The sequence below is a fragment of the Nostoc sp. PCC 7107 genome, from assembly GCF_000316625.1.
Classification (GTDB): Bacteria; Cyanobacteriota; Cyanobacteriia; order Cyanobacteriales; family Nostocaceae; genus Nostoc_B.
On record NC_019676.1, the window covers coordinates 2,739,917 to 2,755,331 of the forward strand.

At 39.1% G+C, this 15,415-nt stretch carries 14 protein-coding genes; 7 read left to right on the top strand and 7 right to left on the bottom strand.

The features are described 5' to 3' along the window. Positions 1-145: 145 nt before the first annotated feature. Together NOS7107_RS11610 and NOS7107_RS11615 are read right to left on the bottom strand one after the other, a co-directional pair. On the bottom strand, positions 146-1,033 hold the full coding sequence (locus NOS7107_RS11610; RefSeq protein ID WP_015113167.1) for an alpha/beta fold hydrolase: 888 nt from the start codon (positions 1,031-1,033) through the stop codon (positions 146-148). An 89-nt stretch (positions 1,034-1,122) separates the two neighbouring features. Continuing rightward, positions 1,123-1,620 carry a HugZ family protein gene (locus NOS7107_RS11615; protein WP_015113168.1) on the bottom strand — a complete coding sequence of 166 codons (498 nt, stop codon included), beginning with the start codon at positions 1,618-1,620 and terminating at the stop codon, positions 1,123-1,125. A 150-nt stretch (positions 1,621-1,770) separates the two neighbouring features. Here NOS7107_RS11615 and NOS7107_RS11620 point away from each other — a divergent pair, with 150 nt between their 5' ends. The 4 genes from NOS7107_RS11620 (at position 1,771) to NOS7107_RS11635 (ending at position 5,063) form a co-directional block, all read left to right on the top strand. Further along, positions 1,771-3,255 carry a CIA30 family protein gene (locus tag NOS7107_RS11620; RefSeq protein WP_015113169.1) on the top strand — a complete coding sequence of 495 codons (1,485 nt, stop codon included), beginning with the start codon at positions 1,771-1,773 and terminating at the stop codon, positions 3,253-3,255. A 195-nt stretch (positions 3,256-3,450) separates the two neighbouring features. Further along, positions 3,451-3,798, top strand: a complete 348-nt coding sequence (locus tag NOS7107_RS11625) for a hypothetical protein (protein WP_044499923.1) — start codon at positions 3,451-3,453, stop codon at positions 3,796-3,798. Between the two features lie 5 nt (positions 3,799-3,803). Next, positions 3,804-4,196 carry a GFA family protein gene (locus tag NOS7107_RS11630; RefSeq protein ID WP_015113171.1) on the top strand — a complete coding sequence of 131 codons (393 nt, stop codon included), beginning with the start codon at positions 3,804-3,806 and terminating at the stop codon, positions 4,194-4,196. A gap of 492 nt (positions 4,197-4,688) precedes the next feature. After that, entirely contained in the window at positions 4,689-5,063 is a 375-nt protein-coding gene (locus tag NOS7107_RS11635) for a hypothetical protein (RefSeq protein WP_015113172.1), read from the top strand. Between the two features lie 225 nt (positions 5,064-5,288). On the opposite strand, the gene NOS7107_RS11640 is transcribed toward NOS7107_RS11635, so the two are convergent. Then, positions 5,289-6,077, bottom strand: coding sequence for a DUF1868 domain-containing protein (locus NOS7107_RS11640; protein ID WP_015113173.1), 789 nt, complete (start codon positions 6,075-6,077; stop codon positions 5,289-5,291). Positions 6,078-6,266: 189 nt separating this feature from the next. On the opposite strand from NOS7107_RS11640, the gene holA reads away from it, so the two are divergent. Together holA and NOS7107_RS11650 are read left to right on the top strand one after the other, a co-directional pair. Then, positions 6,267-7,256: a DNA polymerase III subunit delta gene (gene holA, locus NOS7107_RS11645; RefSeq protein WP_015113174.1), complete on the top strand. Its 990-nt coding sequence runs from the start codon at positions 6,267-6,269 to the stop codon at positions 7,254-7,256. 110 nt (positions 7,257-7,366) lie between these two features. Further along, a complete protein-coding gene (locus NOS7107_RS11650; protein WP_015113175.1) occupies positions 7,367-7,834 on the top strand; it encodes a DUF4168 domain-containing protein in 468 nt (155 codons plus the stop codon). A gap of 195 nt (positions 7,835-8,029) precedes the next feature. On the opposite strand, the gene mutL is transcribed toward NOS7107_RS11650, so the two are convergent. Further along, complete coding sequence (gene mutL / locus NOS7107_RS11655; protein WP_015113176.1) at positions 8,030-9,760, bottom strand: DNA mismatch repair endonuclease MutL; 1,731 nt, start codon at positions 9,758-9,760, stop codon at positions 8,030-8,032. Positions 9,761-9,907: 147 nt separating this feature from the next. On the opposite strand from mutL, the gene NOS7107_RS11660 reads away from it, so the two are divergent. Then, entirely contained in the window at positions 9,908-10,243 is a 336-nt protein-coding gene (locus NOS7107_RS11660; protein WP_015113177.1) for a rhodanese-like domain-containing protein, read from the top strand. Between the two features lie 54 nt (positions 10,244-10,297). On the opposite strand, the gene NOS7107_RS11665 is transcribed toward NOS7107_RS11660, so the two are convergent. The 3 genes from NOS7107_RS11665 to NOS7107_RS11675 form a co-directional block, all read right to left on the bottom strand. Continuing rightward, a complete protein-coding gene (locus NOS7107_RS11665) occupies positions 10,298-11,341 on the bottom strand; it encodes an adenosine deaminase (protein ID WP_015113178.1) in 1,044 nt (347 codons plus the stop codon). Positions 11,342-11,735: 394 nt separating this feature from the next. Further along, entirely contained in the window at positions 11,736-13,490 is a 1,755-nt protein-coding gene (locus tag NOS7107_RS11670; protein ID WP_044499927.1) for a serine/threonine-protein kinase, read from the bottom strand. Positions 13,491-13,859: 369 nt separating this feature from the next. Beyond that, the gene (locus NOS7107_RS11675) at positions 13,860-14,474 is read right to left on the bottom strand and encodes a PEP-CTERM sorting domain-containing protein (protein WP_044500747.1); all 615 of its coding nucleotides are present in this window, start codon (positions 14,472-14,474) and stop codon (positions 13,860-13,862) included. Positions 14,475-15,415 lie beyond the last annotated feature (941 nt).

The window sequence follows — 15,415 nt, forward strand, 5'->3', positions numbered from 1 at the left end:
GCCTCAACTTTGCGCTTGACTCTGCGCCCCTCTGCGTTCAAACACATTAGTTATGTACCTCACTTGACCGGACATATTGTTAGCGGCAAAGTTACTCTCTGCGCCTCTGGGTGAGGCTTAAAATTCATAAATTTATGCAAAAATGCTAATTTAGGTGCTGCTGTAATAAACCAATAATTATTTCTGGTAATTCTAAATGAGGCAGCACTCCAGCATCTGCGATCGCATAAAATTTTTCTACAGCATTTAAATTTAAATTCGCCAATCTCCGCCCTAATTTAATATTAGTAAATTGCGCTTTCTCACCCCAGAAAAACACACTGGGAGTTGTTAATCGTTGCAGATACAAACTCAAATCAAAATACAAATCACCCCGCAAAAATGCCAAAGCAGCAAACCGCGCATTTGGTTGTTGTGCTGAGGTTAAATAAGCTGCTACCATTTCTGGTGAAACACGTTCCGGTTGAGCGAAAAGAAAACTTTGTAAGAAATTCCGCACCGCTAATTCATTTTCTGCGCCCAACGCATAAATCAAACTATCTAACAGCGGTGTATTAATTACAGAAAGTGGTAATCTCCGTCCAGCACCTTGACCAAAATCATCAAAACCGGAAGGAGAAACTAAATATAATGATTGAAATAATTGCGGCTGACTAATAGCTAAACGAATAGTCAAAGCAGCCGTCAATGATGAGGCGATAACTGTTACAGGCTGGTGACAAGTTTGAGTAATAAATTCTGCAAGCGTAGTCAGATAATCTTTAATTTGATAATCGCGTACCGGGTGTGCAGAATCACCCCAACCAATTAAATCAGGTGCTAAAATGCGATATTTTGCGGCAAAAGCTGGGTATACTTTCGACCATTCATAAGCAGAAGCCCCACCCCCAAAATTATGTAGAAATATTAGTGGGGTTAAATCTTCAGTATCCGCATTCAACCAAGGAGCAGATGTTTGAGTATAATACACCATCGCTCCCAAGGAAGTATGAATCACTTTATGCCCAAAGCCAGGAGGTTGAAACTGAAGCATAAAAAGTATGAAGTATGAAGTGTGAAGTATGAAAGTCAATATAGCCCTAAATAATTTACAAACATCCCTCCAGGAAAATTATCAAAAATCTAACGGTTATCTCTCGTAATATGAGTTAATTCATTTAAATTATCACCACTAATCTTATAAGCATTACCAAAACCAAGAATAAAACGACCTGAACTAGGAACCAGTTGAAAAATCCGAAAGTCAGCCAAACCTTTTAAGACTTCAATCATTTCTCCAAAGCATTCTTGAAATTGGTCAACAATTTTATTCCAAGTGTCTGTATCTCTTTCTATTAACGTAGCCGTACAATCAAAACTTAAGCGCCGACGAGCAAAAATATTATTACTTTTTGCTTCGTCTTCAATAAACAAAATACTCAACCGAGGATTAGCATAAATATTTTGTGTGTGGATTGCCAAGTCACTGATATAAATATAAATATTTTTGGTTTCATCGACTACGAAAGGTGCATAGCTACTATTAGGTATGCCATCCTGATTGACTGTGCTAATAATGACACTCTGAAATTCTTGCAGAAAACTTGTGTATTGAGCTTGAGCTTGTTCTAGTTGGCTCATAAGTAGTTTTTTGTATGTTTAGCAACGTTTAAGTAAGTATTTTAGCGTTTTTAGGCGATCGCCAAAACACCAATTTATTGTACCTACTTCCTCATATTTGAGAACAAAACCGATATCATGTAACAAACAACAAGTAATGAGGACGCAATTGTGAGTGACAAAAATCGTTCTCAATGGGACTTAGGCAGGTTTATCAAAACCTTGTCTTACTTTGAGGTTATTCCCTTTCTCAACTGCATACAAAAACTCATCCAAGGTCGTCCCCAAAAAACAACATCTAGACCTAATGGAGAAAAAAGCGTGGGTGTAATACTAGTAGCAGGTGCAACAGGTGGTCTTGGTAAACGAGTCGTGAAGCGACTTGTAAAACGAGGTTATCAAGTACGAGGTCTGGTGCGTGATATTGAAAAAGCACGGTCAATTTTAGGTGACGATGTTGACTTAGTAGTTGCAGATATTACCAAACCTGAAACTTTAAATACTTTAGTCATGGCTAATATTCAAGCCGTAATTTGTTTTACAGCAGTGCGTGTCCAACCAATGGAAGGAGACACAGCTAATAGAGAAAAATATTATCAAGGCATTAAATTTTACCAACCTGAAATTGTTGGCGACACTCCCGAAAATGTCGAATATCAAGGGGTGAAAAACTTAGTAGAAGCAGCAGCTAAACACCTCCCCGCAGCCAACGAAAAACTTATATTTGATTTTACCCATCCCTCAGACGAATTAAAAAATATCTGGGGTGCTTTAGATGATGTTGTCATGGGTGGTGTTAGTTCTAGTAATATTCAATTAACAGAAAATACCGCTGTGTTTGCTGGTAATGTTTCCACCGCCAACTCAGGAGGATTTGCATCTGTGAGAACTAAGAATTTTGACCCACCATTTAATTTATCTGGTTACATAGGTGTAGAATTACGCGTTAAAGGTGATGGCCAACGTTATAAAATATTTCTCCGTCCCGATGCAACTTGGGATGGTTTAGGTTACAGCTATTCCTTCGATACGGTCGCTAATACTTGGATAAATGTTCGCATTCCTTTTGCGGAATTAACACCTGTATTTCGAGCCAAAACTGTTAAAGATGCTCCACCATTAGATGCAAGTCGCATTAGCTCATTTCAACTGATGTTGAGTAAATTTGAATATGATGGTGCATTAAATCCCAAATTTACCCCTGGTGGTTTTAGTTTGCAGATAGAATCTATCAAAGCATATAACGGCAAAACTGCACCTCAATTTGTGCTTGTCAGTTCCGCAGGTGTCACCCGTCCTGGTAGACCAGGAATTAATTTAGATGAAGAACCACCAGCAGTCAGATTAAATGATCAATTGGGTGGTATTTTAACCTGGAAGTTAAAGGGCGAAGATAGTTTAAGAGTCAGTGGTATTCCTTATACAATCGTGAGACCTTGCGCTTTAACTGAAGAAAGTGGCGGACAGGAAGTAATCTTTGAACAAGGTGATAATATTCGCGGTAAAATCAGCCGAGAGGATGTGGCAGAAATTTGTGTGCAAGCGTTAGAACAAAGTAAAGTACATAATGTCACTTTTGAAGTAAAAGCAACAGAAAATGAAGTGAACTATCTCAATTGGGAGACACTATTTTCTAATTTACAACCTGATAAGTAAATCAAATCACATCTTGCACCAAGTGACTGAAATGGTGGTTCATATTGCACACTAACAAAATACGCCTGTATGGGTTACAAACTCCACACAGTATATTTTGGGTAAATGGGGTACAAGCCTAAAACCCAAAATAATGTAGAGATGCTAAATGTAACGTCTCTATCTTCTTTCTTTGTGTTCTTTGCACTTTGGAAAATGAAAAGACTTCAAGCATTAGGAATAGCAATTGCTTTAGTCATCATAATCTGGGCTGGATTATTTTCTAACACCGCATCATCACAACAAACCGAATCTCGCCTGAATAATTTACAGGCTGATTTTAATCGGATGGAGTCGCGGTTAAATCAAATAGAATCTCAACTCGGAAACACCCGCCAGTCTCCTAACTCCAGAACAACGATTACCGTACCACAGTCAAGCAGAAGAAATTTGTCACAGTTAGAAAGGGATAAAATGTTTGACCGACTGGCAACTTTAGTGGTTGAATTAAAACAACAAGTTAATACTTTAGAGCAACGCATTGCTAAGTTAGAATCTCGTTAATTAACATGGCAATTAATATTCCAGAACCAATGATATATGAAGGCGGTTGTCATTGTGGTGCGGTAAGGTTTCGAGTTGTAGTTAAACAACATAAAGTTGATGATTGTAACTGTTCTATTTGTCGAAAGAAAGGCTTTTTACACTTAATCATTCCCAAGGAACAATTTACTTTATTACAAGGCGAGAATGAGTTAACCACTTACAAATTCAATACAGGAGTTGCTCAACATAAATTCTGTAGCATTTGTGGAATACATTCTTTTTATATACCCCGCAGCCATCCTGATTGTATTGATGTAAATGTGCGCTGCTTAGATGGCGATGTCATAGCAAATTTTGAAGTTATACCTTTTGATGGGATGAATTGGGAAGCTAATATCCACAAGTTGATTAATTAACATAGTGACAGATAAGTAATTATAGTGGTGTTCATAATTTAAATTTGTTTACTAAATAACGCGGAGAACAAGGAAAAATCGAGTAAGAAATAAAAATCTACTTAATTGTTTCAAAAAGTAAACAAGTAAAAACTAGATCCTCGACTTTTGAAGAAGTTTGGGATCTAATTTTTCGCAAGTTATTTATAACTGCTATATTATTTATATACGGTCTACTCTCAGCACAGATGAATTATCTAGAATTTATTGTTGTTTGAAGAAAAGATCCCAAGTATATATTTTTGTAGAGCAATTGCTAAAGAAATATGAGGAAAAATCAACCACAGGCAATGGAGATTATATAAAGGTTGTACTAGGAGTGAATAGATGTCTCATCAGCCTGTTTTACAAGCTGATATAGCTGAATAAAGGGAATCTCTTCAGTTAAGCAAGTATAGAAAGATTATTCAGTTTATATCAGTTATTAACCCTTGAAAATTAGGGAAAATTTCTATGAATCAACCATATCTATCTCCAGATGATTTGCCTTCTCATAAAACAACACTGATTAGTGAATTATTACTTAGTCAACTAGAAGAGACAGTCAAACAACGCTTTTTTTCTAATTGCGATCGCACTGTACGCCTTTTACTATCTAGTTGTCATTGGTATTTCAAAATTAATAGCGGTATTCTCATATTAATCATGGTTTGCCATGATATCGAAAGCTATCAGAACATTATGATGACTGTTCCCCATTTAGCAGACAAGTTAAGAAAGTTTGCTAACCAAGCCAAAATTAGTATTAGTTCTCCTGTGAACCAAGGTATTCCTTGGGTAATCAGTGTCAATGATCTCTTTTTTGGGGAAGAATCATCTGAGCGTTAATTTGAGAGTATGGAATAGAGAACAAGCTTTGTTCTACGCACAAAGATTGTCTGTTGAGACTGGGTGTAGAGGTGCAATAGTGTTGAATACTTACACTCTTCTCTAAAACCTTAATTTTTAGTTTTCTTGAGTAAATTCTACTGATGTAAATTAGAAGATATGGAGACAAAGAAAATTAACCTTTGTCTCCATATCCAGTTTTACCCTACCTTGCCAGGTACAAACTTAAAAATCTAAACTTGGCCAGTCTGGTTCACGGTAATAGCGTGTCATATCATCAAATTTCCGCAATTCCACGCGGTTAACGAGAAGTTCTGGAAAATCTCCTAACCATTGTTGATTTAATTCACAAAGCATATCACTGAGTTTATTTCGGTCTAAATTAGGTGAAATATCACCAAAATAGCCTAATGTAATGTGGGCTGTCAGGTGATAATGTTGTTCAATTCCTAATGCAATCAACTTGGGATTTTGATAAATTTGGCGACGAAATTGAATAACTTGTTCATAAGAACTTTCATCTTTGGGTACTAAACAAACACCCAATGCTCTTGGCATCAGCACCAATCCCAGCATTTGCCAGCAAATGGGGTTAGTTCCCGATGTGATGGATTGTTGATATTGTTGAAAGATTTCCGCACAGTAATGGCGTAATTCTTCCTCAAATTTGGGATTTTTCTCACAAGCATCGAGATAAGCATGATCCCAAATCAAGTCTGCCAAAGTTAAATGAAAGCTCCCAGGTGGTACCGGAACAATCAAATTATCGTTGACAGGCAGCTGCAACAGTTGCTCTTGGTAAGTTGCTAATATTCCATAAAAAGCAGAGTTTTCGGCTGCTTCATCTGCGGTTGGGGTAATCAGTGTATAGCCAGGAAAAGGCGCTGCTTGTCTTGTTCCAGAATGGGGCTGGAACTTAGAAGACTCCTGGATATGCTGAACTTGGGACTTGTATGCTTCTAGTAGCATCATTCTTGCTACCCGGTTCAGGTAAGTTTGGTAGTTGTCGTCCAATCTTTAATAGCCTCGCGTTCTTACTTGATAGATTTTAGGGAAAATTATCCAATTGTGACTAAGTTGACTTAAAAAGTATTTAGCATTTGGGAAAGAGAGAAAAGTCTAAACTCTGGGAATAAGGTTTTTTCAGCCTTGAGCTTGAAGACATCATTGTTTATAGTCCCTGAGATGTTATGAGGTTGATATATGCCAGTCTTGGTTTACTGGGGTGAAGATGACTTTGCTATGGAAAAAGCGGTTAATTCGTTGCGCGATCGCATTTTAGATCCCCTGTGGACAGATTTTAACTATTCTTATTTTGCGCCTGATCAACCTGATACAGCGATCGCCGCGTTAAATCAAGTAATGACTCCCGCCTTTGGCGCTGGCGGGCGTTTGATTTGGCTGATGAATACAAACCTCTGTCAACAATGTCCTGATAACGTTTTGGCGGAATTGACGCGCACTTTACCAGTAATTCCCGAAAATTCCTTTTTATTACTTACTAGCCGCAGTAAACCCGATGAACGGCTGAAATCTACAAAATTTCTCAAACAATTCGCCACGGAGTTTCGGGAATTCTCTCTCATACCACCGTGGAAAACTGAATTAATTGTCCAAGCTGTTCAACAAGCGGCTCAAGCTGTGGGAGTGCAACTCACACCTCAAACTACTGAACTGTTAGCCGAAGCTGTGGGTAATGATACAAGGTTGCTTTATAACGAGTTAGAAAAATTACGGCTGTATCATCTAGAGAGCAAAAAGCCTTTAGATGTAGATACTGTTAGCAAATTAGTCAGGAATACTACGCAAAATAGTTTACAATTAGCAGCAGCAATTAGAACAGGTGATACAGGCAAAGCTTTAACTGTGTTAACTGACCTGCTAAATGCGGCAGAACCAGGATTGCGGATAGTGGCAACATTAATTGGTCAATTTCGCACTTGGTTGTGGGTCAAAATTGTCACAGATAGCGGTGAGCGTAATCCACAAGCTGTAGCTCAAGCCGCCGATGTGAGCAACCCTAAACGTATCTACTTTTTACAACAAGAAGTCAAATTTCTGTCTGTGCAGCAACTAATTTCCTGTTTACCACTACTTTTGGAGTTAGAAGTCAGCCTTAAGCAAGGATCTGCGGAAATATCTACACTCCAAACAAAAGTAATTGAACTTTGTCAAATATGTAAAGGCAACTGAAAATACATATAAAATTTCGGTACACTGAAATGTTGTTGGAACTTCTCACTCCAAAAGTAATTCACAATCAATAACGTACCCCTAAGATTGAGTCCTGTGTCACAGACATTATGAATAAAATTGCTAATTTGTTTTTCCGAGATGCTCTGAAAAATTTATTACCGAGAAATCTATTTTTTGGAGTTATGGCTAGTGCTAGTTTGTTTGCCAGCACTTTAACATTTACAGCCAAAGCTGATGCTCAAACTCCCGCTGTGAACAACAACGAAATTGTCAGCTATGCCCAAGCTGTTTTAGCAATGGAACCATCGCGTCAACAAGCCTTCGGAGAAATTAAAAAATTAATCGGTGGTGGAGAAATTCCCCAGATTGTTTGTAACGATCCTAAAAGCATTAACAATTTACCACGCAAAGCCAGAGATATTGCTGTCAACTACTGTAATCGCTCTCAAAAAATAGTTGAAGAAAACGGCTTAACCATTGAGCGTTTCAATAAGATTACTGTAGAAGTTCAAAATGACAATAACTTAAAAAGGCAGATTTACAATACATTAATTCGCCTGCAAAAAAAATCCTGATGAGCAAGCAGAATTCAGAATTGCAAAACTTTTTATCCCTGTTTTTGAGACTTAATGTTTTTAGTTAAATAATTTGATGAGTTTTTTAGGCAGAATAATAGTGAAAATATAGCGGTATTCAGATATGTTAGGAAAATTTGAAAGCTTGAATACCAGGAATAGTAAGATTTTTTCTCCTGCTTCCTGCCTAGATATTCATATTCCGTGGCTTTTGCCAATTACCCAATGCCTGCGGAAAAATCGGGCTAAAGCAGATTCTTCTAGTGATAAATAAATCGGTCTGCCGTGAGGACAGGTACGGGGGTTGCGAGTGCGCTGCCATTGGTCTAAAAGTGTTTGCATTTCTGGGAGATTGAGTGGCGTGCCATTACGAATCGCACTACGGCAGGCTACGGCAACTTGAGCCGCTTGTAAGTCTCCACCCCAACTGAGTTCTAAAATAGCTTCTGCACAGTCTTCTCGTTGCTGTAAAAGGGCGGGTATGTTACGGACTGCCCAAAGTTGCTCACCAAAGGTTTCTATTTCTAACCCAATGCGTTGTAGTTGAGAAACTTGTGCTGATGATAATTGATAAAGAATAATTGACGGTTCTACAGGTACAAGTTGCCAGTTATCACAGATTTGTTCATACAAAACTCGCTCGTGGGCAATATGCTGTTCTACTAGCCACATACCACCAGAATGTTCAGCCACAATATAAGTGTTGCTAACTTGGGCGACAGCTTTGAGGGAGTGCTGAGTGTTTTCAGGTTTGGGATTAAAGTTATAACCGCCTTTTGCTTCTGCGGCTTTGAGTAATTTACTGACTCTGGTTGTGTTGACAGCTTCTTTAAAATGAGCAGTATCAATGCGGAGTGCTTGGTCAATAGCTTGAGTGACTTGCTCTTGCCAATAGTTTAATTCATTAAGATATATTTCGGTTTTCGCCGGATTGCGATTCCAGTTGATTTGGTCAGGAGAAATTTCTAGATGTAATAAACAAATGGGATAGCGATCGCGTGGTAAAGTCCGATGAAACGCTGATAAAATTGTTTGCTCAATTTCTGGTGATTTTACCATCCTGCCATTAATCGCTATTCTTACCCAGTCTGGGCGATGGCGATGACAACGGTCTGGTAATCCTACTACTAGATGAAGTGCTGTTAGCGGTATCGGGGCGTTTAGCCCATGCTGAGTCACCGAACTTTGCTCAACGCGGGGAACCCGCGCACGCAAGTTCTCGCTGAGTGTTGGATGGGGGAGTTCGAGTTTTAGTTCTTGTAAATCACCTTGGCGGACTTGCGGTAAAATTTGCGGCAGTAGTTGTCCGGTGGTGGCGGCGGGGGAAATGGTGAACCATACTCGGTCATTTTGCCAAAGTTGCCATGTTACTTGCGGATGACACAGGGCAATTTGATAAATCGCGGCTTGTACAGCTTTCATTTGCTGTGTTGCACTGGGTAAACCTTGGCGGCGAGATGGACAATTACCAAAAAGATTGGAGACTGTGACTACTGTACCAGGTGCGATCGCTGTTGCTTCTACTTCTAACGCCTTGCCATCATCACCATAAACAACCCGCCATCCTAAATTACCATCGGCTGGACGACTCAAAATTTCTAACTCTGCCAAAGTTGTCAAGCTGTGCAAAGCTTCACCCCGAAATCCCAGGCTGTTAATTTTCCATAAATCATCACTAGAGCGAATCTTACTAGTGCTATGGGCTGTGGCGGCTTGTTGCAAGTCTTCTAGGTTCATCCCACAACCATTGTCAGCAACGCGGATGCGCCAGTGTTGCGGCCAGAGGTAAATGACAATTCTGGTTGCACCTGCATCTAGAGAATTTTCTGCCAATTCCCTCACTACAGATGCCAAGGAGTCAATCACCTCGCCAGCCGTAATCAGATATACAACTTCTGTGGGTAAAGCTTGAATAGTAGATGCCATAAATTACAGTTTAGGGCAGCAAGCAACTCTTGAATAGAATAAGTATTTTTATCTGCTCAGAGATAATTTTGGATTAATTATAAAGAAACCTCAATTAAAAGACGATCGTTGATAGATTGCTTGTGAGGTTAAAAGCGGAAAATGCTCATGAGTAGTAACTTAGCCACCGATGCTCACGAATTGAAGTCTCGTTTGGAATGGGGTCAACCAGCTTTTACAATTATTGATGTGCGCGATCGCCACAGTTATAATTACGTGCATATCTCTGGGGCAATTCAAATCCCTCTCGATGACTTGGAAAAACGCGCTACATTTTCTCTACACAAAGAACGTCATATCTATGTATATGGCGAAAATGAACAACAAACAACCAAAGCAGCACAAATATTACACAATGCTGGATTTAACAAGGTAGCTGAAATCAAAGGTGGTTTCATCGCTTGGAAAACAGTCGGCGGTGCTATGGAGGGTCTTGCTGTGTAACATCAACTGGGGAATAGGGAGTAGGAAGTAAACTTTAACCCCTAACCCCTTCCACTAATCTTTCATCATCATCACCTTCGGCGTTTCTGGTTGTAGTAAACCATTTAACAACGATGCGGGGCGATAACTATGAGGCCAAGCAAAAGCATGGCGAAAAGCCGCATCTTGGCAAGCTTGTAACTGAGAAAAGCTAATAATGTCGTAAGTCAAGAGATTTTCGTATTCAAATGGTAAACGGACATTGTGTAAGCCAGCATTGTCAGTACAAATGGCAATATCTACCCCAGCTTCAAAACAACGGTCAAAGACTAATTTGAGTTGACGGATATCCTGTAAAGTGCCTGTTTTGATGTATGTTGTTGGGCAGACTTCCAAACACTGCCCGCGTTTAGCGATATCTGGAAGTAATTCTGGATATAACAAAGGAATTTGGATACCGTGACCAATCCGCATGAGATAGGGTAACAGTTCTGGGTAACAACCAGCGGTGGTTTCGTAAAGATGTCCTGTGGTATTGATGCCTTGCGATCGCGCATAATCATATAGACTAATCCATTCTTGCAGGCGATCGGCGTAGTAGCTATCACCCCCGGCAACATCTATCCCACAAACATACTGTCTGTTCTGCACCGCCAAATCAATAATTGCCTTATTTACCTCGAATGGTAGGCGTGTGTGCATACACAAAATTTGGCTAGTCACAATAGGGCATTCTTGAATATGACTAGCTTTACCCACTACTTCCACAATTTCTGCCATTTTGTCAATTCTTTGCGATTGACTTAAATGTTCTGGTGTCCTTAAGTATGGGGTATAGCGCAGTTCAAGATAAGCCAAATTTTCAAATATATAAGCACCCCTTACCAAGCGATAAATAAAGTAAGGCAAAGTCTCTACAGTTTGCACACTTTCAACTAAGGTATGCAGTTCTAAATATTCATCTAAGGTATTGCGGGGCTTGGTATAAAAATCTTCAAACTCTCCGTAGTTAGGAAAGCGAGAAATAAATTCCGCAGAATGTCGTTCAAAATATCGCCATAAAACGCGCGGTACAACTGAACCGCCCAAATGCCTATGTAATTCAGCGTGTAAAGCCATAGTAGTTTATTTAGAAAATTTCAATAATAGTAACAAAAACATCAAAAAGAAAAATCTATACTGCGAGTAACATAGGACTTACGCAACGCCGATAGTGTCATTGCGACCGGAACGAAGTGTAGGGAAACAATCCCAGCTTCAGGAGGGATTACGTCGCTATCGTACCCTACGGGAAGGCTAACGCCCACGTAATGACGGAGTTACGTTATTTTTGCGTAAGTCCTGTAAGATTCTGTAAAGGTATGGTTAATTAAAATAATTGATAATTTTTATCTAAGACTCATACTTGATTTTGGCGAAAAATCAGCACATTTCTATCTGTCTTCTTGCCTATTCTCTACTCTACACAAGTATTTTCAGTAATCAAACCAGAGTCTTACATATACGCCATCAACTAGCGAATATTTACTTCTTGTAGTTGATTTTCTAAAGGTGAATTAATAAGTCTATTTGTATTTTTTTGAGGCGCAATTGTACTGAAAGCTAAATCTTGACTGCGAGTTTGCCAACGTTGCTTTTGAGTATACTCTTGCAGTTTAGTTTGAGCTTGAGCATACACTTTTGTATTTTTAGGAATTTGGCGCAGAAAGCTAACCGCCCCATCAAAGTCACCAAAAGCTGCTTTTTTATAAGCATTTTGTAAAAAATAAGTGGCTCTAATTTGCCGTTTTTGATTATATTCAGCCAATTTTTTCTGCACTATAGCGCCAGCCGAACTTTCTTGGGGAATTTGGCTCAAATATGCTAGAGCAGTCGAAAAATCTCTAGCTTCAGCTTTTGCGTAAGCTTTAGTGAGTAAACTTTGTGTTTGTATTTCGATATTAATTCGTGCTTTTTGAACAAGTTGGTCTGTTTTTGATTGCCAATATAAAATATCTGGGACTTGAAAAGCTGTTTTGAGGACATCCGACCATCTACCTTCATTCAAGGCTTGTTCTGCTAATAAATATTGTTCCGCAGCCTGAAGCCATTCTTTTTGCCAGGTTTCGATAGTGGCTTGTACTTCTGGGTAAACATTGCTGTAGGATGGAATTGATTTAGCCAATGCGATCGCACTAGCTAAATCCCCAGCTTGATAGTTCTCTGTTGCTTTATATAAAGTCTCGCTTTCTGAATATGCCGGAGCATTATTTAGTAAAGAATAAACACCAAATCCCATTAACAAAGAATTAGCCGCCAGTCCAATCTTCATCCCTGTCATTAGGGGCGATAAATTATCACAATTAGAAGGCGTTTCATCACTCGAACGCACCAGAGGTGATGGCTCACCATATCTTGTTGCTAAAACTGGAGATGGCTGAGTTTCTCGCCGCATTTGTTTAAGTACACGCAGTACTTCAACCGCAGACTGAAAACGTTCTTGAAAATCATACCGGATCATTTGGCTGAGAATAGCAGCTAAATAATCACCAACTGGGGTGTTGGGTGAACGCCAAATAATTTCATTTGTTTGCGGATCAACTTTAAACTGTAGTGGTTCTAAACCTGTGAGCGCCTGGATAGCAATCATACCCAAGGCATAAATATCACTATTAGGGCGTGTTTGACCAATAAATTGCTCTGGTGGAATGTAACCCAATGATGTTACAGGAATCCAATCAATTGGTAATTCTGTATCGAGAGAAAACTTAACAGACTGGATAGAACCAAAATCAATTAAAACTAATTTGCCATCAGTACAGCGTCTAATTAAATTTTCTGGTTTGATATCACAATGAATCACACCTTGAGAATGGACAAATTCTAAAATTGTTAAGACATCCTCTAAAAATTCCACAACTTCGCTTTCAGTCCACAGACATCCCCATTGTTGATGAATTGGTAGTTCTGCTGTTAAATCATGTCCTTCAACAAACTCTTGGACGAGATAGAGTCGCTCATGTTCTTCAAAGCAAGCAATGAGTTCGGGAATTTGCGGATGGCTACCCAAACGTTTGAGAGTTTCCGTTTCCGTGAGAAAATGCAGCCTTAATGTTTCTAAATAGCTAGTTTGGCAATTGCTGGTTTTCAACTGCTTCACGACATATTTAGGGTCTTCTGGGTAATCTATGTCTATAGCAGTATATGTCTGTCCAAATACCCCTGCACCCAGACTTTCAACAATTTGGTACCGCGATTGTAGTACTTTACCGATCATGTAGTGGCTCATAAGCTGGTTACTTAGTAAGTCCTCATATAACTTTTCGGACATCACCTGATTGTTTCCGGATGTCCTGAAAAATAAATCACTTGAGCTTTAATTACGGTCTTCTTAGCTTGTTAATTTTTACGTATTTTTATCAAAAAAATAAAGTTACTCTGCTATCTACACTACCTATAAATCTAAATTAGCGAGTCATTGACTATAGTATCGAGAAAATAGCCATTAATGCCGTGTTTTTACAGGCAATATTCCCATAACGAAAGAAAAGGGTTCCTTGCGAGGAGAGAAGGAACCCTTGTGCGTATTTGCGTAGAAAAGAACTCTGCAATCAAGCTAATCCAGTTTATGAATTATCCCCGTCTTTCAGGAATGCAACTATGCTATGGAAGATTTTTGTTTACGCTTCATCCATAAACCCATAGCACCAGCAACAGCAATACCAGCGGTAGAAACAGGTTCTGGTACAGGTGTAGATTTGATGGGGATTTGTCCAGCAACTATACTATTGGAGAATATTACACTACTGAACAGTCCATCAGTTGGGCCATTTCCGGGTGAGCCTGTAAATCCAGGATTAAATACAACTCCTAAACTTGCTGTCTCTGCACCTGTTGATGCGGCGACAAAATTGGTAAAGCGAACACCATCATTCACTGCTATACCAGTGTTACCAACGATCGCACTAGAAAAGGTTTTTAAAATATTGTTGGAAGCATCTCGTACATTTACGAGCCAACTAGCCAAATTCACTTGTGTTGCAGTAGGTAGTTGATCTACATCTACGGTATAACTTCCATCAAAAGAACCATTTTGCAAACCTAGAGATACACCGCTAGAACCGGGAAGCGCTAGGGATTCAAATTGACCAGAAAAATTATATGTGGTCAAAGTTGCAGCTTGGGCGGGAGCATTCACAGCTGCTAACATAGCAGCACCAAGGGCAATACCAGCAGTAGCTTGAGATAGTTTTTTGTAGGATGTTGTAAGCATGAGTTGAGTTTCTCCAAAAGTAGGTTTCATAAATTGGGGGAGTGCTGACAAAATTTTTGCAAAGTGATTTCTGCGCCAGAGAAAAAATCTCTAGCTATCAAGAAGTTAAACATCACTTAATTGCATTAGTGAAAAGCTTTTACATCAGCAAGCTGAGTAACTTCAGTAGTTTTTTCTAAGTGATTTCTATATATCTGCATAATACTTAGTTAGTATGATACTAAGCTCACAAAAGCTGTGTTTACGCAAATCTACGGAAATCACATGATGAATTCGAGCAACTTTTTTCGATGTCAGCAATATTTTTGTGGTTACGCACTTAATTAATTTGAGAAAGAGTACGGTATTCACTTTGCTGCATTTTACATCTCTAATTAACTCCCTAGTTCAATTAAGCTCGATTGTCATCGTTGCCTCTGCACATATCTATACTGTCAGTAGATAAAAAAAACGGCAATAAAAATGGGGTTATTTTACGAAAAGATTAAATTCAAATTTCAGTAGTATCTAAGTGAAAATTACGTCAGTATTTGATTCTGTAAGGATTTATCAGTACTGATGTCAGAATATGTCACAGTCATTACATGTAATTCTCTTGGCGGAAAATTTACAATCAGGGAAGCTAGAGGCTAGTACAACAAGGCAAAAGTAAAAAGTGAGCCACTGCGTTGGGCGGGTTTCCCGACTTGAAGCAAGTGGCGAACTCTGGAGGAGGCAAAAGGTAAAAGAAAGAATAGTTATCCCACAAGCCTTTTAGGAATTCCTTATGGTCTGTTTATTTCTGCCGTGCTGTACTAGGGATGATTATTTTTACTCTCAAGAAACATGGGGTTAGGGGTATAGGGGTATAAGGGTTTAGGGGAAGAACAAAGAGTTTCTTCTATATTTTTCTGGCGCGTAGTCGCGCTAGTAAGAAGCTCACATTCAGCACTCAGCACTCA

Excerpts from the sequence above, each read along its gene's own strand:
- mutL (WP_015113176.1), bottom strand. The coding sequence starts at position 9,760 with ATGGCATCTACTATTCAAGCTTTACCCACAGAAGTTGTATATCTGATT.
- NOS7107_RS11650 (WP_015113175.1), top strand. The coding sequence starts at position 7,367 with ATGAATAAAATTGCTAATTTGTTTTTCCGAGATGCTCTGAAAAATTTA.
- NOS7107_RS11610 (WP_015113167.1), bottom strand. The coding sequence starts at position 1,033 with ATGCTTCAGTTTCAACCTCCTGGCTTTGGGCATAAAGTGATTCATACT.
- NOS7107_RS11615 (WP_015113168.1), bottom strand. The coding sequence starts at position 1,620 with ATGAGCCAACTAGAACAAGCTCAAGCTCAATACACAAGTTTTCTGCAA.
- NOS7107_RS11635 (WP_015113172.1), top strand. The coding sequence starts at position 4,689 with ATGAATCAACCATATCTATCTCCAGATGATTTGCCTTCTCATAAAACA.
- NOS7107_RS11665 (WP_015113178.1), bottom strand. The coding sequence starts at position 11,341 with ATGGCTTTACACGCTGAATTACATAGGCATTTGGGCGGTTCAGTTGTA.
- NOS7107_RS11625 (WP_044499923.1), top strand. The coding sequence starts at position 3,451 with ATGAAAAGACTTCAAGCATTAGGAATAGCAATTGCTTTAGTCATCATA.
- NOS7107_RS11670 (WP_044499927.1), bottom strand. The coding sequence starts at position 13,490 with ATGAGCCACTACATGATCGGTAAAGTACTACAATCGCGGTACCAAATT.
- NOS7107_RS11675 (WP_044500747.1), bottom strand. The coding sequence starts at position 14,474 with ATGCTTACAACATCCTACAAAAAACTATCTCAAGCTACTGCTGGTATT.
- NOS7107_RS11630 (WP_015113171.1), top strand. The coding sequence starts at position 3,804 with ATGGCAATTAATATTCCAGAACCAATGATATATGAAGGCGGTTGTCAT.
- NOS7107_RS11660 (WP_015113177.1), top strand. The coding sequence starts at position 9,908 with ATGAGTAGTAACTTAGCCACCGATGCTCACGAATTGAAGTCTCGTTTG.
- holA (WP_015113174.1), top strand. The coding sequence starts at position 6,267 with ATGCCAGTCTTGGTTTACTGGGGTGAAGATGACTTTGCTATGGAAAAA.